Here is a 22368-nt window from a genome sequence, read left to right on the forward strand (position 1 = left end):
AGCTGCCCCCTTTCGCGGAACCCTCGTTGAGCGTTGGATGTCCGGCGAGGCGCCAGGAGCACCGCAGGACGAAAGTCCCTAGTGCAATATTGTACAAGCGTCGTGGGGCATTTCGGTGAGCTGGCGCACCTAGCGCTTCAGCGCGCCAGCTTCAACGCGCCATCTTGAGCGCGATGCGGCGGCCAGTGGGCGTGTCGGCCAGGCCGCCCTCTCCCGTCTCGCGCAGCTCCGGGGGCAGCATGCGCCCGACCGCGGCCATGGCGTAGACGACCTCGTCGGGGGGTATGACCGACTCGACGCCGGCCAGCGCCAGCTGCGCCGCGGCCACCGCATGCACGGCGTAGAAGGCGTTGCGCGAGACGCAGGGCACCTCGACGTAGCCGCCCACGGGATCGCACACCAGCCCGATGGTGTTCATGAGCGCCTGGGCGGCCGCGTGCACGCAGGCGTGGGCGCTGCCCCCGAGCAGCTCCGTCACCGCGGCGGCGGCCATGGCCGCGCTGGAGCCGATCTCCGCCTGGCAGCCTCCCGTTGAGCCCGCGATGAACATGCTCTTGCTGATCACTTGCCCGATGCCGGCGGCGAGCACGAGCGGCATGACGAGCTCGGCATCGTCCCTGCCCAGGTGATCGGCCACGCCGATGAGCGCGCCCGGCACCGTGCCTGCGCTGCCGGCGGTGGGTGCCGCCACTATGCGGCCCATGCGCGCGTTCTCCTCGTTGACGGCCATGGCGTACTCCTGCACGCGCTTGAGTAGCGGTGCGCCGAGGGCGTCGGGGGCGTCGTTCAGGGTCTTGGCGTTCCACCCGACCATCCCCGTCCGGCTGGGCGCCTTGGTGGCGAGCCCACGGCGGATGGAGTCGCGCATCTCGGCGATGCGGTCCAGCATCGTGCTCAGCAGGTGTTCGCGGGCCTCGGCGTCGTCGCCCACCTCGTCTTGCAGCACGAACTCGGAGGCGCTGCCGGCCTGGACCATGATGTCCGCGAGGGTCATGAGGCGCCTTCCGCCGCGCTGGCGAAGTCGGGGGTCATGACGGCCGGAAGCGTGCGCAGCCAGTGGATGTAGGGCAGTTGCGAGAGGTAGGACACGGCGTACGGGGCAAGCGGCCGGTCTATCTCGACCGACATCATGGCGTGGCCACCGCGGCGTTGCCGTGCCGAGAAAGCCGTGGCGATGTTGCCGTCGTCGTCCGCCACCACGCTGGCCACCCGTGCTATCACGCCGGGTCGGTCGGTATGGAGCGCCAGGATCGTGTGGTATGCGCCGCTCACCTGCACGTCGAACCCGTTCACCTGGGAGATCTTCACGAAGCCGGCCCCCAGGCTCGAGCCCAGCACCGACACGCTCTCGCCGCCGTCGCCGGCACTCAATTCCATGAGCACGCTGTTCGGATGGATGTCGCCCAGGTCGGCCGTCGTGAACTCGTACTCCAGCCCCTGCGCGGCGGCGCGCGCGAACGAGTCACGGATGCGCTCGTCGTCGGGGTAGTAGTCGAGGAGGCCGGCCACCAGCGCGAGGTCGGTGCCGTGGCCCTGCGCGGTCTTGGCGAACGACCCGTGCAGCACGAAACGCGCCCGCCGCGGCGGGGAGCCGAGCACGTGGCGCGCCAGCAGGGCGATGCGGCAGGCGCCCGCCGTGTGGGAACTCGAGGGGCCGACCATCACCGGGCCGATCTGATCGAGAAGGGACATCAGGGTCCAAGTCTACCCGCCCGGCAGCGGCGCGGGCTCCTCGAGCGAACCATCGGCTGGGCCAAGAAAGGCCGCGGCTGGACTCCCGGCGTGGGATTCAGCCGCGGCCCTTCTCGAGGCAAACAGGGTCCCCGGAGGCCCCTTACTTCTTGACGCGGTCCTTGAGGCCCTTGCCTGGCTTGAACGCGGGGTACTTGCTGGCCGGGATCTTGATCTTCTCGGTCGTGCCGGGCTTTACGCCCGTGCGCGCCTTGCGGTGGCGGACCTCGAAGGTGCCGAAGCCGGTGAGCTGGACCTTCCTGCCCTTGTCCAAGTGCCCGCTGATCCGCTCCAGCAGGTGATCGAGCACCGCCTTGACGTCGGTCTTGGACCTGTCGGCTCCCTCAGCCACCCCCTTGACCAGATCGGCCTTGGACACTGACTTGGACTTCGGCGCTGCCTTGGCTTTCGCCATGCTGACCTCCTCCGTGCAACTTTCTGACTTGGTCGCACTGTAGCAGACGAAACCGCGAGTGACAAGAGAAAACTGGCTCTGTAACGGGGTTTGTAGGATTCCGCACGGGTCGCGGGGCGCGGGGGCGGGGTTCGGCTCGCCGCGGCTGCCAGATCTGAGCCTCAGCCCGGGATCAGCGCAAGGATCTCCCGCATGATCGAGGCGGTCAACAGGGTGGCGTCCGCGCGTGTCTTGCCCGGCGCCTCCAGCGGCTTACCGAAGGCCACCCGGAAGTTGCGCCCCTCACTCCAGATGGCGGCGGGTAGCACGGGCACGCCGGCGCGCTGCGCTAGGTAGGCCGCGCCGTCGAGCGCGGAGGCGTCGCCGGCGTTCCGCGTTCCCTGCACGAAGATCCCGATGACCCGGCCCGCCTGCAGCCGCCGCAGGGCCTCCTTGAGGGCACCGATGTCGGGCGCCTCGCGGTTGATCGGGAAGACCCGCAGGCCGCGCAAGACGGCGCGCGGGAAGGGCTTCTCGAAGAGCTCCTTCTTGGCCATGAACTCTAGCTCGCGGTTGAACGACACGCCGACGATGGGCGGGTCCCAACTGCTCTCGTGGTTGCATGCCACGACCAGGCCCCCGGTCTTGGGCACGTGCTCCAGGCCGGTCACGCGCAGGCCGCGGAACAGCCTGGCGTAGAGCCTCACGGCCCAGGTGGCGAAGGGCATGAACCACACGGGAGAGAACAGGCGCTCCAACGGCGTCGGTTGGTCGGTGGGGCGGATGCTCAAGGCTCGGGACCTCAGCGGAGCCGAGCGGCGCGGGCGGAGGCGGCGGTCGGCGCCTCGGCGGGCCGGCCGGCGGCAGCGTGAAGGCGGCGGCGCCTGTCAAGGTAGACGGCGAGGAGCACTCCGAGCAGCGCTACCAGGAAGTGAAGGGCCACCCAGGTCGCCTCGCCCGCTTGCCAGGGCAGGGTGACCTCGAAGAGTGGCTTGCGCGAGAGCTGCCAGGCCACGAAGGCGGGCGTCACCAGGAGAGCGGGCGACACCAGGATCGCCGGGAGGCGCCAGGCGAACTCCAACCCGAGCATGGCGAGCAGGTTGCCGCTCAAGACGATGGGCAGAATCACGAGCCAGTCGGAGTCGCCGCCGATGAGCCCGATGGGGGGTGCCACCAGGGCGCAGAGGTAGGCCACGGGCATGCCGGCCGAAGCGAACGCGAGGTACGAGGCCAGCACGATCCCCAGGCTGCGGAACAGGACCGGCATGGGTGCCACTGCGCACACCAAAGCCACCAGGAAGAAGAACAACCCGGCGAAGAGGCGTTGGGGCATGGGGCTCGTGCGGATCATCCGGTGCTCCGTTCGGCGTCGGCGGCGGGCAGCCGGACGGGGGCCGGTCGCGTTAGCGGCTCGCAAGGCATGGTCTGGTAGGACATGGTCTCGTAGGGCATAGTAGCGTGCCCCAGCCGGCCGGGGAGCGTCGGGGGCCGGTGCTCAGGCAACGTCGGCGACCTCGCGCAACCTGGCGAGCACTTCCGGCACGTGCCGCAGGTAGTGGCCGGTCGAGCTCGTCGTGATCGCCGCCACGTCCTCGGGCGTGCCCGTTGCGACCACGTCGCCGCCGCGTTCGCCGCCGTCCGGTCCGAGGTCGATTATCCAGTCGGCGGTCTTGACGACATCCAGGTTGTGCTCGATGACGACCAGGGTGTTGCCCTGATCCACGAGCCGGTGGAGCACGTCGAGGAGCTTGCGGGTGTCGTCGAAGTGCAGGCCGGTGGTGGGTTCGTCGAGGATGTAAAGCGTTTGCCCCGTCCCCCGCCGCCCGAGTTCGCTGGCGAGCTTCACGCGTTGGGCCTCGCCGCCCGACAGGGTGGGGGAGGGCTGGCCGATCTTGAGGTAACCGAGGCCCACGTCTTGCATCAACTTCAGCTTGCGCGCGATGGTCGGGATGTTCTCGAAGAACTCGAGGCCCTCGTCGGTCGTCATGGCGAGCACGTCGGCGATCGACTTGCCGCGGATCTTCACCTCGAGCGTCTCCCGGTTGTAGCGCGCGCCCTTGCAGACCTCGCAGGGCACGTAGACGTCGGGCAGGAAGTACATCTCGACCTTGACGGTGCCGTCGCCCTTGCACGCCTCGCAGCGGCCGCCCTTGACGTTGAAGGAGAAGCGCCCCGGCTTGTAGCCGCGCTTACGCGCCTCGGGGGCGCGGGTGTAGAGGTCGCGGATGTCGGTGAAGATGCCCGTGTAGGTGGCCGGGTTTGAGCGCGGCGTGCGGCCGATGGGCGACTGGTCTATCTCGATGACCTTGTCTATGTGCTCGGCGCCGCGGATGCGGGTGTGGGCCCCCGGCTGGGCCTTGGCGCGGTACAGCTGCTTGGCGAGGGCCGCGTGCAAGATGCCGTGCACCAGGGTCGACTTGCCGGAGCCGGACGCGCCCGTAACGCATGTGAGGGTGCCGAGCGGGATGTCGACGTCGATGTTGCGCAGGTTGTGCTCGCGCGCGCCCACGATGGTGAGCAGCTTGCCGTTGCCGGGGCGGCGCTTCTTCGGCACCTCGATCTTGAGTTCACCCCGCAAGTACTTGGCCGTCAACGAGTCGGGGTCCTTGGCGAGGATCTCCGGCGGAGCGGCCGCCACGACGCGCCCGCCATGGATACCGGCGCCGGGTCCTAGGTCCACGATGTAGTCGGCGGCGCGCATGGTCTCCTCGTCGTGCTCGACGACGATGAGCGTGTTGCCCAGGTCGCGGAGGTTGAGGAGCGTGCGGAGCAGCCGCGCGTTGTCCCTGGGGTGGAGGCCGATGGAGGGCTCGTCCAGGACGTAGAGCACGCCCGTCAGGCCGCTGCCGACCTGCGTGGCCAGCCGGATGCGTTGCGCCTCGCCGCCCGAGAGGGTGTTGGCGCTGCGGTCGAGGCTGAGGTAGTCGAGGCCCACGTCCTCGAGGAAACCGAGCCGCGCGTTCACCTCGCGCAGGATGGGCCGGGCCACCTTCTGATGAGCCCCGTCCAACTCGAAGTCGGTGAAGAGTTGGCGTCCGTCTCTCACGGTCATGCTGCTGACCTCGGCGATGTTCTTGCCGCCAACCGTCACGGCCAGGACCTCGGGCTTGTAACGCGTGCCCCCGCACGCCTGACACGGCACCAAGGACATGTACTCCTCGAGGCGCTCGCGCATGGTGTCGGTGGCCGCCTCCTTGAGGCGCCGGCGCAGGTTCGGGATCACGCCCTCGAACTCCGCCTTGAAACGCATGGTCTCCCGGCCGCCGCGCTCGTAAACGACCTCGATGGGTTCGTCACTGCCGTAGAGCACGAGCCGCCGGGCCTTCTCGGGGAGCTCGCGCCAGGGCGCGGAGATGTCGAAGCCGGCGTACTCGGCGAGGGCCTTCAGGCGGTCCCAGTAGTAGACCTTGCCACCGTCGCCGCGGCCTCCCGTCCAGGGCTGGATGGCGCCCTGGGCGACCGACAAGGAGTCGTCCGGCACCACGAGCTCGGGGTCGAATTGTTGCAAGTAGCCGAGCCCGCTGCAGTGCGGGCAAGCGCCGTAGGGCGCGTTGAACGAGAACGTGCGGGGCTCGAGTTCCTCCAGGAAGGTCCCGTGCTCGGGGCACGCGAACTTCTCGCTGAAGAGTTCGTCCACGCCGTCGTCCGGGAGGAAGGCCCGCAACAGGCCGTCGCCCTTCGTGAGCGCAAGTTCGGTCGACTCGGCAATGCGCGAGCGGTCGGCTTCGTCGAGCACGACGCGGTCGACGACCACGTCGATGTCGTGCTTCTCGTGACGCTCCAAGTCGGCCTCGAGCGCTTGCTCGATGCTCTGGACCACGCCGTCCACGCGTACCCGCGCGAAGCCCTCCTTCTTGAGGTCGAGGAACAGCTTGCGGTACTCGCCTTTGCGCCCGCGCACGGCCGGCGCCAGGAGCATCGCCCGCTTGCCCGCGAAGCGCTCGAGCAGGCGGTCCACGATCTCCGACGCCGACTGGCGCTCGATGACCCGGCCGCAGATGGGGCAGTGAGGCGTCCCGACGCGGGCGAACAAGAGGCGCAGGTAGTCGTGGATCTCGGTGACGGTGCCTACCGTGGACCGTGGGTTGTGGCTCGTCGACTTCTGGTCGATGCTGATGGCCGGGCTGAGGCCGTCGATGGAGTCCACGTCGGGCTTGTCCATGATCCCCAGGAACTGCCTGGCGTAAGCGGAGAGGCTCTCCACGTAACGCCGTTGCCCCTCGGCATAGATGGTGTCGAAAGCGAGCGTCGACTTACCCGAACCGGACACGCCGGTGAACACGATGAACTTGTTGCGGGGTAGTTCGAGGTCGATGTTCTTCAGGTTGTGCGCGCGTGCCCCGCGGATGACCAGGTCCTGCAAGGTGCCTCCCTTACGTGCCAGCGGCGCGGCGCCCTAGGCCGGCGCTAAACGTGACAGTGTACCAGAGGCGGACAGGAAGCCTGTAGGCCGGTCACGAGCCGAGCGCAGCGCCCACGGTGACTGCTAAGCTAAGGGCTACCGAAGGAGGCACTTGTGGCAAGCGTCAGCATCAAGAGGGCAGAGGACGTGGACAACGAGCGGCTGTTCAGCGTATACGGCATGATCTTCGGGTACTTGGGCACGTTCTTGTTCGCCATCTTCTGGGCCATGGCGGCAGTTCTCAAGGCGACGGGCAACGGCGGCACCATCGTGCAGCTGCACCTCACCGGGCTCTGGAACACCCTGTTCTGGGCGTTCCCGGTAGTGAGCCTGGCGTCGGTCGTCCTGGGGCTCGGGCTGTTCGCGTTGAAGCGCTACAAGGAGGCCGCCGGCATCGCCGCCCTGCCCACCATCGGCGTCGTGGTCTACTACCTGGCCCTGGTTCAGTTCCACGTGGGGGCGCGCTGACCGGAGCATCGTCTGAGCAGCCGCCCGCCCTATGTCGGATCGGAAGGAGGCGGACACATTGAAGGTACGCTTTCTCGGTCACGCCGGGGTGCAGTTGGTGGCCGGTGGCCACGAGTTCGTCTTCGACCCGTTCGTCAGCAACAACCCGAGCGCGGGTGTCGAGTTGGCCGAGCTGAACCCGGACGTGGTCTTCGTCACGCACGCACACGGCGATCATTGGGGCGACACGCCCGAGCTGGCGCAGCGCACGGGCGCCCTGGTGGTGGGTACCGCGGAGATCGCCGATTACGCGGCGAACCTCGGGCTCGAGAGCCACGGCATGAACATCGGCGGCAGCCATGAGTTCGCATTCGGCCGCGTAAGCCTGACCCAGGCGTGGCACTCCAGCTCGTTCCCCGACGGGACGTACGGGGGCATGCCTACAGGCGTGGTGCTGGAGGTGGCCGACAAGCGCGTCTACCACGCGGGTGACACGAGCCTCTTCTCCGACATGAGCCTCCTGGCCGCGCGCCAACTCGACCTGGCCTTCCTGCCCATCGGCGACAACTACACCATGGGGCCCACCGCGGCGCTCGAGGCCGTCAAGCTCGTCAAGCCGCGCCTGGTCATCCCCATCCACTACGATACTTTTCCCCTGCTGAAGCAGGACGCGCAGGCGTTCAAGCTCGCGGTGGAGGAGTCGACCAGCACCAGCTGCCTCGTATTGGCCCCCGGTGAGGAAGTCACGCTCTGAGCGACGCTAACGCCGTGCCCAAGTTCGTGCCGGAGGGCTACGAGGTCCTCAGCCGCCTGGGTTCTGGCCAGACGGCGTTGGTCTACCTGGCGCGGCACTCCGTGTTCGGCGAGGTGGCGCTCAAGCTGCCGAGGGCCGAGCTGGCCCAACGGCCGGTGCTCAAGAAGATGTTCGAGAACGAGGTGGCCATCACCACCAAGCTCGCCTCGCCCAACGTGGTCACCGCCTTCGAGGGGTTCCCCACGGGAGCGGGCGCGTTCCTGGCGCTGGAGTACTGCTCGGGTGGAACGCTCGACCAGCACCTGCTCGAGAAGGGTCGCATGCCGCTCGAGCGTTGCTACCGCTTCGTGCTCGACGTTGCCGCCGGCCTGGCCCACACTCACGAACGCCAGATCCTTCACCGTGACGTGAAGCCCGCCAACGTGTTCCTCACGGCCTCGGGCGACGCGAAGCTCGGCGACTTCGGGACCGGCGTGTTCATGGGCGACGACGGTGAAGAGCGCGTCGGGACCGCCTTCTACATGGCGCCCGAGGTGTTCGAGGGCAACTCCGCTGGGGTGCGGTCAGACATCTACTCCCTAGGCGTGCTCGCCTACGAGGTCATCGCGGGTGAGAGGCCGTTCGTCGGCGCCTCCTACGACGCCCTGATGGTCGCGCACCGCACGTCGGCACCCAAGGACCTGCGGGCCCTCCGGCCGGGCCTCGCCATAGAGGTGGTGCGCGTCGTGTCGCACGCCATGATGCGAGACCCCGCCAGGCGTTACGAGAGCGCCCGCGACTTCGCGACCGCGCTCGCCAAGGCGACGGGCAGCGACGCGAGCGCGTTCAGCACCGGCGAGCAGGCCGTCGAGCAGGCGCCCGAGCCGACGACGGGGCGCTCGAGCCGCAAGACGGGCGAGACCGACCCCCCGACCAGCGGGCGGCGAAGAGACGGCTCGCGGGCCGGCGCGTCCGACAAGCCGTTCGAGGAGGACCGGAAACCTGCCCAGGACAAGAGGCCGGCTAAACGCGGCATCTTCGGCTGGTTCAGGCGCTCCCGGGACTGACGCGACCCGCTGGGTGTGGCGCGACTTAAGGCCAGAACGACGCCCGAGCGTAGGGTCCGTCAGAACCCGGCACGCCCTCGTCACCTGCTACGCTAGAACACATAGCGCGGCGGTCAAGTATGAGCACCCCCGCTGCGGTGCGAAGAGTTAGAATCGGAACGAGTCCAAGTTGAGCGCTACGCCCTAGCGTGGCTGTGGCGCCGGCAGGAACCCCTGACCGACGCCGAACTCGCACGAGAGGTGTGAAGATGAGTGACAAGAAGCTCGAGATCCAAGGCCTACACGCCCGGATAGTCGGTGGCGAGGAGATCCTGAGGGGCGTAGACCTGGAAGTCCCGCGTGGCGAGGTTCACGCGCTCATGGGTCCCAACGGCTCCGGGAAGTCGACGCTCGCCAAGATCATCGCCGGCGACCCGCAGTACGAGATCACGGCGGGTGACATCCTCCTCGAGGGCAAGTCGATCCTCGAGATGGAGCCCGACGAGCGCGCCCGCGAGGGCCTTTACCTCGCCTTCCAGTACCCGGTCGAGGTACCCGGCGTCTCGATAGCGAACTTCTTGCGCCTCGCGCTGAACGCGCGCCGCGAGGAGGGCGACGAGATCGGCGTCATGGAGTTCTACAAGAAGCTCCAGCGCGCCGTCAAGGAACTCAACTGGGACGAGTCGATCATCGAGCGCAACCTGCACGAGGGCTTCTCGGGCGGCGAGAAGAAGCGCTCCGAGATACTGCAGCTCCTCGTGCTCGAGCCGCGCTACGCCATCCTCGACGAGACGGACTCCGGCCTCGACATCGACGCCCTCAAGGTCGTCTCGCAGGGCGTGAACGCCGCGCGCGGCCCCGAGTTCGGCGCGCTGGTGATCACCCACTACCAGCGCCTGCTCAACTACATCGTGCCCGACCAGGTCCACGTGATGGTCCACGGGCGCATCGTCAGGAGCGGCCCCAAGGAGCTTGCCATGGAGCTCGACAAGAAGGGCTACGAGTGGATCCGCGAAACCGTGGGCGCCTGACGACACACGCGCTGCCCGCGCGTAACGAGCGGGCGTTCAAGCAACCAGAAGGGCGGAGGAACGCCAAGTGACCGACCTGACCAACCAGCCAGTGCAGGATGTCCACCCCGACGCCGCCAAGCTCGAGGGGATGGAGCACACCAAGCAGTACGATTTCAAGCTCACCGAGGACTACTTCTTCAAGTCCGATCGCGGCCTCAGCAAGCGGGTCGTGGAGCAGATCAGCTACTTCAAGAACGAGCCGGAGTGGATGCTCAAGTTCCGCTTGCGGGCGCTGGAGATAGCCGAGAAGAAGGGCCGCCCGAAGTGGGGCCCCGACCTTACCGACCTGAACTTCGACGAGATCTTCTTCTACGTGCGGCCCAACGAGAAGCAGGGGACGGCCGGCTCATGGGACGATATCCCGGAAGAGGTGCGCGAGACCTACCGGCGCCTCGGCGTTCCGGAGGCAGAGCAGCGCGCCCTCGCGGGTGTGGGCGCTCAGTACGAGTCGGAGATGGTCTATCACAAGCTCAAGGAGGAGTGGGAGAAGCTCGGCGTCATCTTCCTCGATACCGATACCGGCCTCAAGGAGCACCCCGAGATCTTCAAGGAGTACTTCGCCACCGTCATCCCGCCCGAGGACAACTACTTCGCCGCCGTCAACTCGGCCGTCTGGTCGGGCGGCTCCTTCGTGTACGTCCCCGAGGGCGTCCACGTCGACGTGCCGCTGCAGGCCTACTTCCTCCTTAACGCCCAGAACATCGGCCAGTTCGAACGCACCCTCATCATCGGCGCCCCCGGGTCGAAGTTCCATTACATCGAGGGTTGCACCGCGCCGGCCTACACGAGCAACTCCTTCCACTCGGGCGTCATCGAGATCATCTGCCAGGAAGACAGCCACGTGCGCTACTCGACCATCCAGAACTGGTCGCACAACGTCTACAACCTCGTCACCCAGCGCGCCATGGTCCACGAGAACGCGAGCATGGGCTGGCTCGACGGCAACCTCGGCTCCAAGACCACCATGAAGTACCCCAGCACCTACCTCGTGGGCGAGGGGGCGCACGGGGAGGTCCTCTCCATCGCCTTCGCCACCGACGGCCAGCATCAGGACGCCGGCGCCAAGGTCATCCACGTGGCGCCGAACACGACCAGCAGCGTGGTCAGCAAGTCGATCTCCAAGGGCACCGGCCGCTCCAGCTACCGCGGCCTGGTCCAGATCCACCAGGGCGCCACCAACGCCCGCTCGAACGTGGAATGCGACGCCCTGCTGCTGGACGAGAACGCGCGCACCGACACCTTCCCCTACATCGAGATCGGCGAGAAGACCGCCCACGTCGGCCACGAGGCCACCGTCAGCAAGCTCGACGACGAGCAGATCTTCTACCTCATGACGCGCGGGCTGGCCGAGGACGAGGCCATGGCGCTCATCGTGCGCGGTTTCCTCGACCCCGTCGCCAAGGAACTCCCGCTAGAGTACGCGGTCGAACTGAACCGCCTCATCGAGCTCGAGATGGAAGGGAGCGTAGGCTGAGGATGCCCACACTGGTAGACAACCCCGCCATCGACGCTGCCGCAGTCGAGCGCATAATCACCGCCTACGACGAGCCGGCCTGGTTGGCGGAGGAGCGGCGCGCCGCGATGCGCTCCTACGACGCTCAGCCGTTCCCCACCGAGCGCACCGAGGAGTGGCGCTACACGCAACTGAAGCGCTTCGCCCTGAGCGGTCTGGCGCTGGCCAAGAGCCCGCGCGACGAGTCCGTCTCCGAGCGCATCCAGATGCGCATAGCAGACTCCGACGCCGAGGGCGTGATGGTCCACAAGGGCAACAAGGTGGTGCACAACGAGGCCAGCATCACGGAGGCGGGCGTCGTCTTCACCGACCTGCGAACCGCCGTCCGCGAGCATGAGGCGCTGCTGAAGGAGCACCTCTACAGCGTCGTCAACGCCACCCAGACGAAGTACACGGCCCTCAACTCGGCCCTGTGGGAGAACGGCACCTTCGTGTACGTGCCCAGGAACGTGGAGGTCGAGTTGCCGCTCGGCGCCTTCACCACGGCCGACTCGGGCGGCATCGGCCTGGGCCGCACCCTTATCGTGCTGGACGTCAACTCGCGCCTCACCTTCATCGACGAGTACACGAGCGAGCCCTTCGGCGAGCGCCTGTTCTTCGACGCCGCCACGGAGATCGTCCTCAAGGACGGCGCCAAGCTCCGCTACGTCAGCCTCCAGAACTGGAGCCGCGACGTGGCGCACATGAACAAGCTCCGCGCCCACCTGGGCAGGGACGCGCGCCTCGAGTCGGTCACCGTCAGCTTGGGGGCCGACGCCGCGCGCGCCGAGGTCGAAAGCCGCCTCGAGGGTCCCGGGTCCGAGAGCGAGATGCTCGGGCTCTACTTCGCCGACGAGGGCCAGCACTTCAACCAGTTCACCCTGCAGCACCACTCGACCGAGCGTGGCTTCTCGGACGTGCTCTTCAAGGGCGCGGTGCGCGACGCCAGCCAGGCCGTCTACTCGGGCCTGATCGTCGTCGACCCTCACGCGCAGAAGACCGACGCCTACCAGACGAACCGCAACCTGCTGCTGGACGAGGACGCCGAGGTCGTCTCCATCCCGCAGCTCGAGATCGCGGCCAACGACGTCAAGTGCTCCCACGGCTCCACCACCGGACCCGTCCCCGAGGACCAGCGCTTCTACCTCATGAGCCGCGGGCTGCGGCCGGAGGTGGCCGAGCACGTGCTGGTCACTGGATTCCTCTACGAGGTCATGAGCCGCGTGACGCTGCCCAAGGTGGCGCAGTACGTCGAACGGGTGGTGCAAGCCAAGCTCGGCGTTCCCGGCGTCAGGGAGAAGCTGTGAGCGCGGCCGACGCCGCCGGTTCGCAGACTTTCGACGTCGGCTCGGTAACGGAGTTCCCCGAAGACTCGATCACCGAGCGCACCGTGGGGGGCATCGAGATCGTAGTGATCAACCAGGGGGGCGCGTTCTACGCGCTCCCCGATCGCTGCACCCACCAGCACTACCCGCTGCACGACGGCGAACTGCTGGAAGGGAAGGTCAAGTGCATCCACCACGGCGCCACCTTCGACCTGAGCACCGGTCGCGCCACCCTGCCGGCCGTGAAGAAGATCCAACTCTTCCAGGCCACGCGTGAGGGCGATCGCGTGATGGTGACGCTGCAGGAGGTGTGACGCGGCGCGGCTACCTCGCTGGCCAGCGTCTTCCTCTAGCGCAGGATCTTCTCGAGCTTCTTCCCCCTCGCCAGCTCGTCTATCAGCTTGTCCAGGTAACGGATCTCCCGCATGGTGGGTTCTTCGACGTCCTCCACCCGGACGCCGCAGACCACGCCCGTGATCAGCGACCGCGCGGGGTTCGGGCGAGGGGCCTGCGCGAAGAACGTCTCGAAGTCCGCCGTGTCGGCCAGGATGGCCTCCAGGGCGTCCTGGTCGTAGCCCGTCAACCAGCGGATGATCTCGTCGACCTCCGACTTGGTGCGGCCCTTCTTCTCCGCCTTCGCCACGTAATGAGGGTAGACGCTGGCGAAGCTGGTCGTGTAGATGCGATGTTTCTTGACGGTGCCCGCTGCTGTCATCGCCACCTCGCTTCCTCGTCCCGGCAGTCAGCTTAGCGCGACAGCAACAGCGTGACGCTCACCTGCACGTGATCGGGCGCCATGCCTTCGCTCGTCTTGAAGGTGAGGCCGACCGCGTCGGGGGTAATTCCGAGCAGGCCGGCCACGCTGGCCGCGATCTCCTCGCGCCGCGCGCCCAGCTTGGGGGCGTCGAGCGTTACCACGGCGGCCACGTTCTCGATCCTCACGGCCCCGGCGTGGCGGTGCAGGTCGTCGAGCACCCGGGCGACTATCTCGCGGCTGTCAAGCCCCGCGTGGCTCGGGTCTGTCGGGGGGAAGAGCCGCCCGATGTCGCCGAGCGCGTACGCCGACAGCAGCGCGTCGGCGAGCGCGTGGAGCAGAACGTCGCCGTCCGAGTGCGCCAGGGCGCCGCGTGGACTCTCCACCCTCACCCCGCCGACGAGAAGTGGGCCGGCCCCCGCCAGCCGGTGGGCGTCTTGACCGTGGCCGACCCGGAACTCCCGTTGCATGGGCAGATGGTAACAACTATGCCCCGCGGGAGCCCTGCGGCTCAGCCCCCGACGCCGTGTGAGAATGAGGCTCGTGTCACCGGTCGTCGGCGTCCTGTCCCTCGTGATCGTCACCCTCATCTGGGGCAGCACGTTCGTGGTCGTCAAGGAGGCGCTGGACACGATTCCCGTGTCGCTACTGCTCGCCGTGAGGTTCACCCTGGCGACTCTGATGCTCTCGTGGGCCAGATGGGACAGGCGCGCCGTCGTGCCCGCGCTGGTGCTCGGGTTGCTCTCGTTCGCCGGCTTCGCCACTCAGACGGCCGGCCTGGCCATCACCAGCGCCTCCAACGCCGCCTTCATCACGGGCCTGTCGGTCATCCTCACGCCCATCGTGGCGAAGGTCTGGTTGAAGCACTACTTGCCGGCGCGCGTGTTCCTGGCGGGCCTCGTGGCGCTGGCGGGACTGGCGCTCATCACCCTGCGCAGCGGCCTTGCGGCCATCAATGGCGGCGACATCCTAGTGCTGAGCACGGCGTTGGCCTACGCCTTCTACATCGTCTACCTGGGCGAGGTTGCCGGCAAGGTGAGGGGCACTTCGCTGGCCCTGATGCAGCACCTGCCCATGACGGCGCTGGCCTGGCTATGGGCCGCGCCGCAGGTCGGCAAGCTTGCCACGGTGCCGCCGCTCACCTACCTCGCCATCCTCTACCTCGCCGTCGTCGCCACGGCGCTCGTGGCGGTCGTGCAGATCTACGCGCAACGCGTGGTGCCCGCACACCTGGCCGCGCTCATCTTCGTCCTCGAACCCGCGTTCGCCGCCGCCTTCGCCGCCGTGCTCCTGGGCGAGAGGTTGGGCCCCCTCGGCTGGCTGGGTGGGGCGCTGATGCTCTTCGCCATGCTGATAGCCGAGCTGCGCTGGCCCGTCAGCCCGCGGCCCGGGCACGAGGGCGAGGTGCGGCTCAAGCGGACGCGCTGAGTCGTAGGGCAGCCGGGCGTCAGCGCGCCTTCGACTTATCCACCAGGCGCTTCCAACGCGCCATCATCGTCAGCAGGTTGCCCTGCCGCGCCAGCTCGAACACGCCGAAGTCGCCACCGAAGTAGTGCGCCTCGCGGTACTCCGGAGCGTAGCGTTCCCGGTAGACGCCCCCCGTTGCCTTGGTGCCGGAGAACCCGCGGGCCTCCATGGCGCCCAGGCGTGCCAGCGTCTGCGCCTCGGAGCGGTAAGGGTAATGCTTCAGGATCGGCATCTTGAGGTAGGGCAGCCAACCGACGCCGTGGGGGAACACGCGGCCGTGCTCGCCCGCCTTGTAGCGGGCGCGCGGCGAATCACGGAACTGCCTCACCTCGACCCAGAACGGCGAGTACCACCGCACGTTCTCCTGAACGCTGCCGCCCAGGGCGGGCCGGTCGTCCGGGTGCAAGAAGAACTGCATGGCGGCCCAGTTCACGCGGCCCGCGCCCATCGCCCCGGCTGCCCGGGCCACCGCGCGCGGGTCGTCGTGGAAGAACTCGTCGCCATGCATGATGGTGTGTTAGTGCCCGCCGCCGTACTCGGCCCGCGCCGCATCGAGCAGGGCCTGGCGATGGTGGTCCCTGACGTGGCCACCCGGGGCCACGTCCGCGTCTCGCAGCACGAGGCGAACCTTCGGGTGCGCCAGGAGCACCTCGGTCGTCGCGTCGGTGGAACCGTCCAGCGCGAAGATGGCGTCCACGCCGCCCGCGTTGTGCTCGAGCATCTCCGCAACGACGTCCTGCTCGTTATAGGTCAGCAGCAGGCCGATGTTGAGGGTGCGCCTAGGGGCCATGCCGCGCCCGGTGGGCCGTAGCCGCCGCCGCCAGTCCCGCGGTTGCCGCCGTTGCCGCTACTGCCCCGACCGCCGCCACTCGCGCCACCGCCGCCGTTGCCGCCACTCGCGCGGCCGCCACTGCCGCTAACCGCCCTGCTGCAACTGCTCGACCACGCCGCGGTCCTCGAGCGTGCTCGTGTCGCCGATGACCTCCTCCCCCGAGGCGACGCTCCTGAGCAGTCGGCGCATGATCTTGCCCGAGCGCGTCTTGGGTAGCGAGGGGGCGAAGCGCACCTCGTCGGGCCGCGCTATCGACCCGATCTCCGACGCGACGTGCTTCCGGAGCTCCTGACGCAGCTCCTCGCTGGGCTCGAAGCCCTGCTCGAGCGTCACGAACGCCACTATCGCCTGACCCTTGAGGTCGTCCAGGCGCCCCACCACGGCCGCCTCGGCAACGGCGGGGTGCGAGACGAGCGCGGACTCGACCTCCATGGTCCCTAGCCGGTGGCCCGAGACGTTCACCACGTCGTCCACGCGCCCCATGATCCAGAAGTAACCGTCGGCGTCCTTACGGGCACCGTCGCCGGAGAAGTACATGTGCGGGACCTCGCCCCAGTACTGGTTGCGGTAACGGTCGTCGTCGCCGTAGACCGTGCGCAGCATGCCCGGCCATGGGCGCTTCATGACGAGGTAGCCGCCCTGCCCGGGTGGCGTGTCGTTGCCGTCGGCGTCGACGACCGCGGCATCGATGCCGAACAGCGGAACGCCCGCCGCGCCCGGCTTCGTGGTGTGAACCCCGGGGATGGTCGAGATCATGATGGCGCCGGTCTCCGTCTGCCACCAGGTGTCGACGATGGGGCAACGGTCGCCGCCGATGACGCTGCGGTACCACATCCACGCCTCGGGGTTGATGGGCTCGCCCACCGTGCCGATGAGGCGCAGGCTCGAGAGGTCGTGCTTCTCGGGGTAGGCGCGGCCAAGCTTGATGAACGCGCGGATGGCGGTTGGAGCGGTGTAGAAGATGGTCACGCCGTAGTGCTCGACCATCTCCCACAAGCGGTCGGGTGCCGGGTAGGTGGGGTTGCCCTCGTACATCACCTGCGTGGCGCCGTTCGACATGAGGCCGTAGACCACGTACGAGTGCCCGGTCACCCAGCCGATGTCGGCGGTGCACCAGAAGATGTCGTTCTCCTGCAGGTCGAAGACGTACTTGGCGGTGAGCGACGTGTGCACCAGGTAGCCACCCGTGCTGTGCAGCACGCCCTTGGGCGTGCCGGTGCTGCCCGAGGTGTAGAGCACGTAGGCCGGGTGCTCGGCATCGACGGGCACGGCGGGGCAGACGTTCGAAGTGCCGGACATGAGCTCGTGGTACCACTCGTCGCGGCCCGCCTCCATGTCCACGACGTTCTCGGCGCGCCGCACCACTATCACGTTCTCGACGCTGGGCGCGGTCGCGAGCGCCTCGTCGACGGCCGGCTTGAGCGGCAGGACGGCGCCCCGGCGGTAGCCGCCGTCGGCGGTGATCACCAGCTTGGCCTGGGCGTCGTTTATGCGGTCCGAAAGGGCGTGAGACGAGAAGCCACCGAACACTACCGAGTGCGTGGCGCCGATGCGGGCGCACGCCAGCATGGCGACGATGGCCTCGGGGATCATGGGCATGTAGATGGCCACGCGGTCGCCGAGCGTGACGCCCTTCCCCTTGAGGACGTTGGCGAAACGGCTCACCTCGTCCAGCATCTGGCCGTAAGTGATGGTGCGCTTGTCGCCCGGCTCGCCTTCCCAGAAGAACGCGACCTTGTTCGCGCGGCCCTCTGCCACCTGGCGGTCCAGGCAGTCGTAGGCGAGGTTCGTCTTGCCGCCCGAGAACCACTTGACGTGCGGCTCCTCCCACTCCAGCACGCTGGTCCACGGCTCGAACCAGTGATGACGCTTGGCGGCCTCACCCCAGAACTTCACCGGCTCGTCGAGCGACTGCCGGTAGAGGCGCTCGTACTCCTGCGTGCTGTTGAGCAGGGCGTGGCGTTGGAACGACTTCGGGGGTGGGAACTCCCGCGCCTCTTGAAGTACGGATTCGATGGTGTCGGACATGGGTCCTCCAGGGGTGGACGGCCGGGAGTGTGGCCGTGACGGGTTTCGATACGCCTTTTCGAGTAAGAGCATAGCTTAGGACGTAGTCGAGGGCGGGGCGCCTGACGAGCAGAGGCGGGTTCGGGCGGACCCGCGTGTCGTGCGCGGAACGTCGAAGCGCGCAGGGTAGGGTGCCGCGAACCGTTCAACCCTCATGCGCGTCGTCGCGACCGCGGCAACCGCCACCAGCCCGGAACGAAGACGACGAACACGGTCACGACCTCGAGCCGGCCGGCGTACATGGCGAACATCAGGATGACCTTGCCCAGGGGCGGGAGGTAGTCGAGCTGCCCTATCGGCGCGAGCGGCGCCAGCCCGGGCCCGGTGTTCCCCAGTGAAGCGATCGAGGCGCTGAAGGCGCTGGTGAAGTCGGCGCCCAGCAGCACCAGGGACAGAGTGACGAAGGCGAAAAGTCCGATGTAGAGACTCAGGAAGGCCGCCACGGAGCGCACTGCCTCCTCCGGGACGACCCGGGTACCGAGGCGCACGGGTAACACGGCACGAGGGTGCAGCGCCCGGCGCACCTCGCGGGCAGTGTTCTTGAAGACGATCATCCAGCGGACGACCTTGATGCCGCCGCTGGCCGAGCCGGCGCAGCCGCCGACGAACATCAACGCCAGCAGCACGGCCTGTGCCGACATGCCCCACTCCCGGTATTCGGTGGACGCGAAGCCGGTCGTCGTGACCATGCTCACGGCCTGGAAGAGCCCGTGCCGGATGGCCCCCGCGGGGCCGTAATCGTCCATCAGTAGCAGGCTCAAGATGGCGCCGGAGACCAGGAGGATGCCGAGGTAGACGCGGAACTCCGGGTCGCGCAGGAGCGTTTGGGGCCGGCCCGACACGGCCCGATAGATGAGGAAGAAGCCGGCCCCTGACAGGGTCATGTAGAAGATCGCGATCCACGCCACGGCCGGCTGTTCGTACTCGACGAAGCTCTGCGCGTTGGGGCTGAAGCCGCCCGCGGCCAGCGTGCCGAAGGCGTGCGACACCGACTCGAACAGCGGCATGCCCGCCATGGCGTAGGCGACGGCGCAGGTAAACGTGAGCGTGGCGTAGAGGGCCACGACCGGCACTGCGGTCTGCCGCAGGCGCGGCGTCAGGCGCTCCTCCTCGGGCCCGGGCATCTCGGCGTGGAACATCTGCCGCCCCGCGATGGCGAGCCTGGGGAAGACCGCCAAGAACATGACGAGGATGCCGACTCCCCCGACCCACTGCGAGACCGCGCGCCAAAGCAGCAGCGACTCGGGGATCACGCTGAAATCGAGGATGGTGGTGGCGCCCGTGGTCGTGAAACCGCTCATGGACTCGAAGAAGGCATCGAGGGGTTGGAGTTGGCCGCCCACGCCGTAAGGGATGGCGCCCATGGCCGGCAGTGCCAACCACGACAGCAGCACGGCCGTCAGGGCCTCGCGCCTGCTCGGGTCCGCCTCGGCGCTGCCCAGGCGCCGCAAGAGTAGGCCCACCGGGAGGGCCAGCAGGGCGGTGACGATGAAGCCGGACCGCGGCTCTCCGGCCAGGACGGCGTAGATGGTAAAGGCAACGGCCGCGCCCCCAAGCGCCATGAAACCCGTGCCCAGAACGTATGGAACGAAACGGCCGCGCCGGTTGCCGACACCGACGGCCGGGTACGGCTGCGCGGCTGCGCTCACCCGGGTTGGCTCCGTGCCCTGCGCTCCTCGAGCCAGGCCTCTACCGCGTCCACCTCGTCGGGCGTGGTCACCACGTAGAGGTGGTCACCGGGCTCGATGATGGTCTCCCCGTGAGGCACGATGATGCGCTCGTTGCGTCGCACCGCGCCGATCAGCATGGAGGCCGGCGTTCCCAGGTCCATCACGCGGCCACCCACGCAACCGAGGGGGAAGGTAGCCTCCATCACCTCGGCGCGGTCCTCGATGGTGGCCAAGTGCTCCACCTCGTCGACCTCGAGCCAGTTGAGGACCTCCTGCACGGCGGCGGCGCGCGGCGTGAGCGGGGCGTCGATGCCCACGCGCGTGAACAGCCGCCGGTTGCGCGCGCGCCCGACGCGCGTGATGACCTTCGGGATGCCCAGCTGCTTACTCAGGAGGGATACGAGGAGGTTCTTGGCGTCGTCGTCCGTGACGGCCACCACCACGTCGGCGTCCTCGGCCCGCTCCTGCTCGAGAAGTTCGAGGTCGGTGCCGTCGCCCTTGAGTACGAGGGCGTGCGGCAGCCATTGCGCCAGCTTCTCGCAGCGCTCCGGGTCCTCTTCGATGATGGTCAGGTCGGAGCGCCCATGCGCCAACTGTTGCGCCACCATGAAGCCCACGTTCCCACCACCGACGATGAAGACCCTGGGGGAGCGAACGTGGGGCGCGAAGCGCCGGTGCAGCTCCCGCATGCGCTCGGTGATGCCCATGAACACCACGCGGTCTCCGGGCTCGAACGTCGTGGCGCCCGTGGGGATCACGAACGAGTCGCCCTTGATGGCCCCCACGGCGAGGACCCCCGGAGGCAGCGAGATCTGCCCGAGGCTCTCGTGGAGGAAGGGATCGAAGGGTGCCATCAGGAACTCGAGCAAGGTGATGCGGCCGCCCGCGAACCGTGCGCTGTCGACGGCCCGCGGGGCCCTCACGATGTCGGCTATCTGGTGGGCGAGGATCCGCTGAGGCCACAGCACGCGGTCGATGAGCAGGCCGACGGACTCGAAGGCGCCGTCACGCTTGAAGGCGTCCACGTAGCGTTGCCGCGTGACGAACGCGAGCGTCCGCTTGGCGCCCAAGCCCTTCGCCGCCAGGCAGGAGAGGACGTTGACGTCGTCGTTGGACGTGCACGCTATGAACGCCGCGGCGCGCTCCACCTGGGCCGCGCGCAGATCGTCGGGGTCGGTACCGTTACCGCGCAGGAACTGGACGTCCATGGCCGCGAAGGCGGCCTCGCGTTCCGGAACCTGATCGACGATGACGACGCTGTGCGTACGGTGCAGGGCCCCGGCGATCAACGCGCCGATCTCGCCTCCGCCAACGATGACGATCTGCATCAGGCGCCCATCCTACCGGGTGCGGTGGCTAGCGCCTCCGCCGGCCCAAGCCGTCTGCCGCCGCGCTCGCCGCCAACGCCATGAGCAACGAGGCAACCAACAGCCAGGGCAGCAGGCTGCCGTAGCGGACCCAGAAGGTGAGGTCGCTTAGGGTCTCGAACGAGCCTGCCAGCGTGGTCGGCACCCCGCGCGGAACTTCCGACACCACGCGGCCCCACGGGTCAATGAACGCGGTGATGCCGTCGTTCCCCGCGCGTAAGAGCCAGCGACGCGTCTCCACGGCGCGCAGCCGGCCCATGTCGAAGTGTTGCGTGGCGCCCGCGCCGAGCCCGAACCAAGCATCGTTGGTGCCCAGGACGAGGACCTCGGCCCCGCGCGCCACCAACTGCCTTGCCACTTGAGGGAAGACCGACTCGTAACAGATGAACGCCCCGGCCGGTCCCACCCCGGTCGTGATGGGCAACACGCGTTCGCCCGCCGTAGTGCTCGCGAGCAACGGTAGGCCGAAGGAACGGAACACCGCCGCGTACACGCCGTTGAGCGTCTCGTAAAGGGGCCAGCGTTCGCCGAACGGCACCAGGTAGTGCTTGTCGTAGCGCCCCACGACGGCACCGCGCCTGAGGGCGAGAAGAGAGTTGAAGCTCTTGACGCCGTCGTACACGCGACCGCCGATGACGAAGGTCGCGCCGGGAGCGGCGGCCGTGATGGCCTCGCGAAGCGGCGCCGCGTCGGCCTTGGTGAGGTCGATGCCGAGGACGGCGCCCTCGGGCCAGATCACCAGGTCGAAGGGCCGCCGGCCGGCCTCGGCCGCGGCGGCCACGCCGTCCTCCGTGAGCAGCAGGTGGACGCCCAAGTCGTGTGACGCGCTCGAAGTGCGCGCGAACGGGTCCACGTCGCCCTGCACGAGCAGTGCCCTGAGGGCCCCGGGCGGGTCCACCTCGCCGATCAGCGCCGGGGCGCCTCGCGAGGCGCCCGACCCTAGCCAGAACGCCGCCCCCACGAGCGCCGAGGCGACGACCAGGGAAGCGACCACCGTCCCCGCGCGCGGGCTATCGACCCGCGCCCATGGCCAGGCGAGGACAGCGGCCGGGACGACGACCAGGAGGCTCAGCCCGTAAACGCCGCCGAACGCGGCGAGCTGCGCGACGGGCGTATCCAGCCAGGTGTAACCGAGAGTGCCCCAGGGGAACGCGAAGTAGCCTTGCGTGCGCGCCCACTCTACGAGCACCCAGAGGACGGGAAGGTAGACGAGCGTCCACTTGGCCGTGGCCCGCCGCGCTGCGCCGCGCCCTAGGGCAGCCAGGCGCCACGCAGCCCAGGTCGTCAGGCCCCAGAAGAGCGCAAGGGCGGCCAGCAGGAACGGGTAGACGACCCAGAAGCCCGCGCCGAACAGCTCGGCGAACGACCTTGGCAGCCACAGGATGTAGAGGGCGAAGAACGGCGCGGCGAAGGCGGCGCCGAGCCAGAACGCGCGGCGCGACGTCTGGGCCCGCGCGATGAGCGCGAAGACCGGCGCCAGCGTGAACGCGAACGGCCACCAGCCGAGCGGCGGCAGGGCGAGCGAGAGGAGGAGCCCGCAGGCGGCAGCCAGCAGCACGGGCATGCGC

The 22368-nt window shown here is 68.4% G+C and carries 22 protein-coding genes; 8 read left to right on the forward strand and 14 right to left on the reverse strand.

Annotated features, from left to right (window positions below):
- Positions 1 to 151 precede the first annotated feature (151 nt).
- The 6 genes from sdaAA to uvrA all read right to left on the reverse strand — a co-directional run bounded on the left by sdaAA (position 152) and on the right by uvrA (position 6488).
- On the reverse strand, positions 152 to 994 hold the full coding sequence (gene sdaAA / locus ROY82_02295; GenBank protein ID MDT3681298.1) for an L-serine ammonia-lyase, iron-sulfur-dependent, subunit alpha: 843 nt from the start codon (positions 992 to 994) through the stop codon (positions 152 to 154).
- Positions 991 to 1692 (reverse strand): L-serine ammonia-lyase, iron-sulfur-dependent subunit beta, encoded by a 702-nt coding sequence (gene sdaAB, locus ROY82_02300; GenBank protein ID MDT3681299.1) that lies wholly within the window; start codon positions 1690 to 1692, stop codon positions 991 to 993. The genes sdaAA and sdaAB overlap by 4 nt, the downstream gene beginning before the upstream one ends.
- Positions 1693 to 1834: 142 nt before the next feature.
- Positions 1835 to 2110 (reverse strand): HU family DNA-binding protein, encoded by a 276-nt coding sequence (locus ROY82_02305; protein ID MDT3681300.1) that lies wholly within the window; start codon positions 2108 to 2110, stop codon positions 1835 to 1837.
- Positions 2111 to 2307: 197 nt separating this feature from the next.
- Positions 2308 to 2916 carry a lysophospholipid acyltransferase family protein gene (locus tag ROY82_02310; protein MDT3681301.1) on the reverse strand — a complete coding sequence of 203 codons (609 nt, stop codon included), beginning with the start codon at positions 2914 to 2916 and terminating at the stop codon, positions 2308 to 2310.
- Between the two features lie 11 nt (positions 2917 to 2927).
- On the reverse strand, positions 2928 to 3476 hold the full coding sequence (locus ROY82_02315) for a hypothetical protein (GenBank protein MDT3681302.1): 549 nt from the start codon (positions 3474 to 3476) through the stop codon (positions 2928 to 2930).
- A 144-nt stretch (positions 3477 to 3620) separates the two neighbouring features.
- Positions 3621 to 6488 (reverse strand): excinuclease ABC subunit UvrA, encoded by a 2868-nt coding sequence (gene uvrA / locus ROY82_02320; GenBank protein MDT3681303.1) that lies wholly within the window; start codon positions 6486 to 6488, stop codon positions 3621 to 3623.
- Positions 6489 to 6641: 153 nt separating this feature from the next.
- Here uvrA and ROY82_02325 point away from each other — a divergent pair, with 153 nt between their 5' ends.
- The 7 genes from ROY82_02325 (at position 6642) to ROY82_02355 (ending at position 12957) form a co-directional block, all read left to right on the forward strand.
- Positions 6642 to 6995, forward strand: coding sequence for a hypothetical protein (locus ROY82_02325; GenBank protein ID MDT3681304.1), 354 nt, complete (start codon positions 6642 to 6644; stop codon positions 6993 to 6995).
- 58 nt (positions 6996 to 7053) lie between these two features.
- The gene (locus ROY82_02330; GenBank protein MDT3681305.1) at positions 7054 to 7728 is read left to right on the forward strand and encodes a metal-dependent hydrolase; all 675 of its coding nucleotides are present in this window, start codon (positions 7054 to 7056) and stop codon (positions 7726 to 7728) included.
- A gap of 14 nt (positions 7729 to 7742) precedes the next feature.
- Complete coding sequence (locus tag ROY82_02335; protein ID MDT3681306.1) at positions 7743 to 8774, forward strand: serine/threonine-protein kinase; 1032 nt, start codon at positions 7743 to 7745, stop codon at positions 8772 to 8774.
- Between the two features lie 248 nt (positions 8775 to 9022).
- Positions 9023 to 9784, forward strand: a complete 762-nt coding sequence (gene sufC / locus ROY82_02340) for a Fe-S cluster assembly ATPase SufC (protein MDT3681307.1) — start codon at positions 9023 to 9025, stop codon at positions 9782 to 9784.
- Positions 9785 to 9851: 67 nt separating this feature from the next.
- Positions 9852 to 11300, forward strand: a complete 1449-nt coding sequence (gene sufB, locus ROY82_02345) for a Fe-S cluster assembly protein SufB (protein MDT3681308.1) — start codon at positions 9852 to 9854, stop codon at positions 11298 to 11300.
- 2 nt (positions 11301 to 11302) lie between these two features.
- Positions 11303 to 12625, forward strand: coding sequence for a Fe-S cluster assembly protein SufD (gene sufD, locus ROY82_02350; protein ID MDT3681309.1), 1323 nt, complete (start codon positions 11303 to 11305; stop codon positions 12623 to 12625).
- Positions 12622 to 12957, forward strand: coding sequence for a Rieske 2Fe-2S domain-containing protein (locus ROY82_02355; protein MDT3681310.1), 336 nt, complete (start codon positions 12622 to 12624; stop codon positions 12955 to 12957). The genes sufD and ROY82_02355 overlap by 4 nt, the downstream gene beginning before the upstream one ends.
- A 35-nt stretch (positions 12958 to 12992) precedes the next feature.
- Here the strand turns inward: ROY82_02355 and ROY82_02360 are convergent, their stop codons facing one another.
- Positions 12993 to 13358 (reverse strand): DUF2200 domain-containing protein, encoded by a 366-nt coding sequence (locus ROY82_02360; protein ID MDT3681311.1) that lies wholly within the window; start codon positions 13356 to 13358, stop codon positions 12993 to 12995.
- Between the two features lie 32 nt (positions 13359 to 13390).
- Positions 13391 to 13867: a 2-C-methyl-D-erythritol 2,4-cyclodiphosphate synthase gene (ispF, locus tag ROY82_02365; GenBank protein MDT3681312.1), complete on the reverse strand. Its 477-nt coding sequence runs from the start codon at positions 13865 to 13867 to the stop codon at positions 13391 to 13393.
- A 73-nt stretch (positions 13868 to 13940) separates the two neighbouring features.
- Here ispF and ROY82_02370 point away from each other — a divergent pair, with 73 nt between their 5' ends.
- Positions 13941 to 14825 carry a DMT family transporter gene (locus ROY82_02370; protein ID MDT3681313.1) on the forward strand — a complete coding sequence of 295 codons (885 nt, stop codon included), beginning with the start codon at positions 13941 to 13943 and terminating at the stop codon, positions 14823 to 14825.
- Positions 14826 to 14844: 19 nt separating this feature from the next.
- Here the strand turns inward: ROY82_02370 and ROY82_02375 are convergent, their stop codons facing one another.
- From ROY82_02375 to lnt, 6 genes are all read right to left on the reverse strand, one after another.
- Positions 14845 to 15372 carry a hypothetical protein gene (locus ROY82_02375; GenBank protein MDT3681314.1) on the reverse strand — a complete coding sequence of 176 codons (528 nt, stop codon included), beginning with the start codon at positions 15370 to 15372 and terminating at the stop codon, positions 14845 to 14847.
- 9 nt (positions 15373 to 15381) lie between these two features.
- On the reverse strand, positions 15382 to 15654 hold the full coding sequence (locus tag ROY82_02380; GenBank protein MDT3681315.1) for a glycosyltransferase: 273 nt from the start codon (positions 15652 to 15654) through the stop codon (positions 15382 to 15384).
- Between the two features lie 126 nt (positions 15655 to 15780).
- Entirely contained in the window at positions 15781 to 17724 is a 1944-nt protein-coding gene (gene acs / locus ROY82_02385) for an acetate--CoA ligase (GenBank protein ID MDT3681316.1), read from the reverse strand.
- Between the two features lie 191 nt (positions 17725 to 17915).
- The gene (locus ROY82_02390; GenBank protein MDT3681317.1) at positions 17916 to 19412 is read right to left on the reverse strand and encodes a TrkH family potassium uptake protein; all 1497 of its coding nucleotides are present in this window, start codon (positions 19410 to 19412) and stop codon (positions 17916 to 17918) included.
- Positions 19409 to 20761, reverse strand: coding sequence for a Trk system potassium transporter TrkA (gene trkA, locus ROY82_02395; GenBank protein ID MDT3681318.1), 1353 nt, complete (start codon positions 20759 to 20761; stop codon positions 19409 to 19411). The genes ROY82_02390 and trkA overlap by 4 nt, the downstream gene beginning before the upstream one ends.
- Before the next feature lie 28 nt (positions 20762 to 20789).
- The gene (gene lnt / locus ROY82_02400; protein MDT3681319.1) at positions 20790 to 22364 is read right to left on the reverse strand and encodes an apolipoprotein N-acyltransferase; all 1575 of its coding nucleotides are present in this window, start codon (positions 22362 to 22364) and stop codon (positions 20790 to 20792) included.
- Positions 22365 to 22368 lie beyond the last annotated feature (4 nt).

The organism is Truepera sp. (assembly GCA_032027045.1).
Lineage (GTDB): Bacteria > Deinococcota > Deinococci > Deinococcales > Trueperaceae > JAAYYF01.

Coding starts and splice junctions, on each gene's coding strand:
- sdaAA (MDT3681298.1), bottom strand. CDS start 994: ATGACCCTCGCGGACATCATGGTCCAGGCCGGCAGCGCCTCCGAGTTC.
- sdaAB (MDT3681299.1), bottom strand. CDS start 1,692: ATGTCCCTTCTCGATCAGATCGGCCCGGTGATGGTCGGCCCCTCGAGT.
- ROY82_02315 (MDT3681302.1), bottom strand. CDS start 3,476: ATGATCCGCACGAGCCCCATGCCCCAACGCCTCTTCGCCGGGTTGTTC.
- sufC (MDT3681307.1), top strand. CDS start 9,023: ATGAGTGACAAGAAGCTCGAGATCCAAGGCCTACACGCCCGGATAGTC.
- sufD (MDT3681309.1), top strand. CDS start 11,303: ATGCCCACACTGGTAGACAACCCCGCCATCGACGCTGCCGCAGTCGAG.
- ROY82_02360 (MDT3681311.1), bottom strand. CDS start 13,358: ATGACAGCAGCGGGCACCGTCAAGAAACATCGCATCTACACGACCAGC.
- ispF (MDT3681312.1), bottom strand. CDS start 13,867: ATGCAACGGGAGTTCCGGGTCGGCCACGGTCAAGACGCCCACCGGCTG.
- ROY82_02375 (MDT3681314.1), bottom strand. CDS start 15,372: ATGCATGGCGACGAGTTCTTCCACGACGACCCGCGCGCGGTGGCCCGG.
- ROY82_02380 (MDT3681315.1), bottom strand. CDS start 15,654: ATGGCCCCTAGGCGCACCCTCAACATCGGCCTGCTGCTGACCTATAAC.
- acs (MDT3681316.1), bottom strand. CDS start 17,724: ATGTCCGACACCATCGAATCCGTACTTCAAGAGGCGCGGGAGTTCCCA.
- trkA (MDT3681318.1), bottom strand. CDS start 20,761: ATGCAGATCGTCATCGTTGGCGGAGGCGAGATCGGCGCGTTGATCGCC.
- lnt (MDT3681319.1), bottom strand. CDS start 22,364: ATGCCCGTGCTGCTGGCTGCCGCCTGCGGGCTCCTCCTCTCGCTCGCC.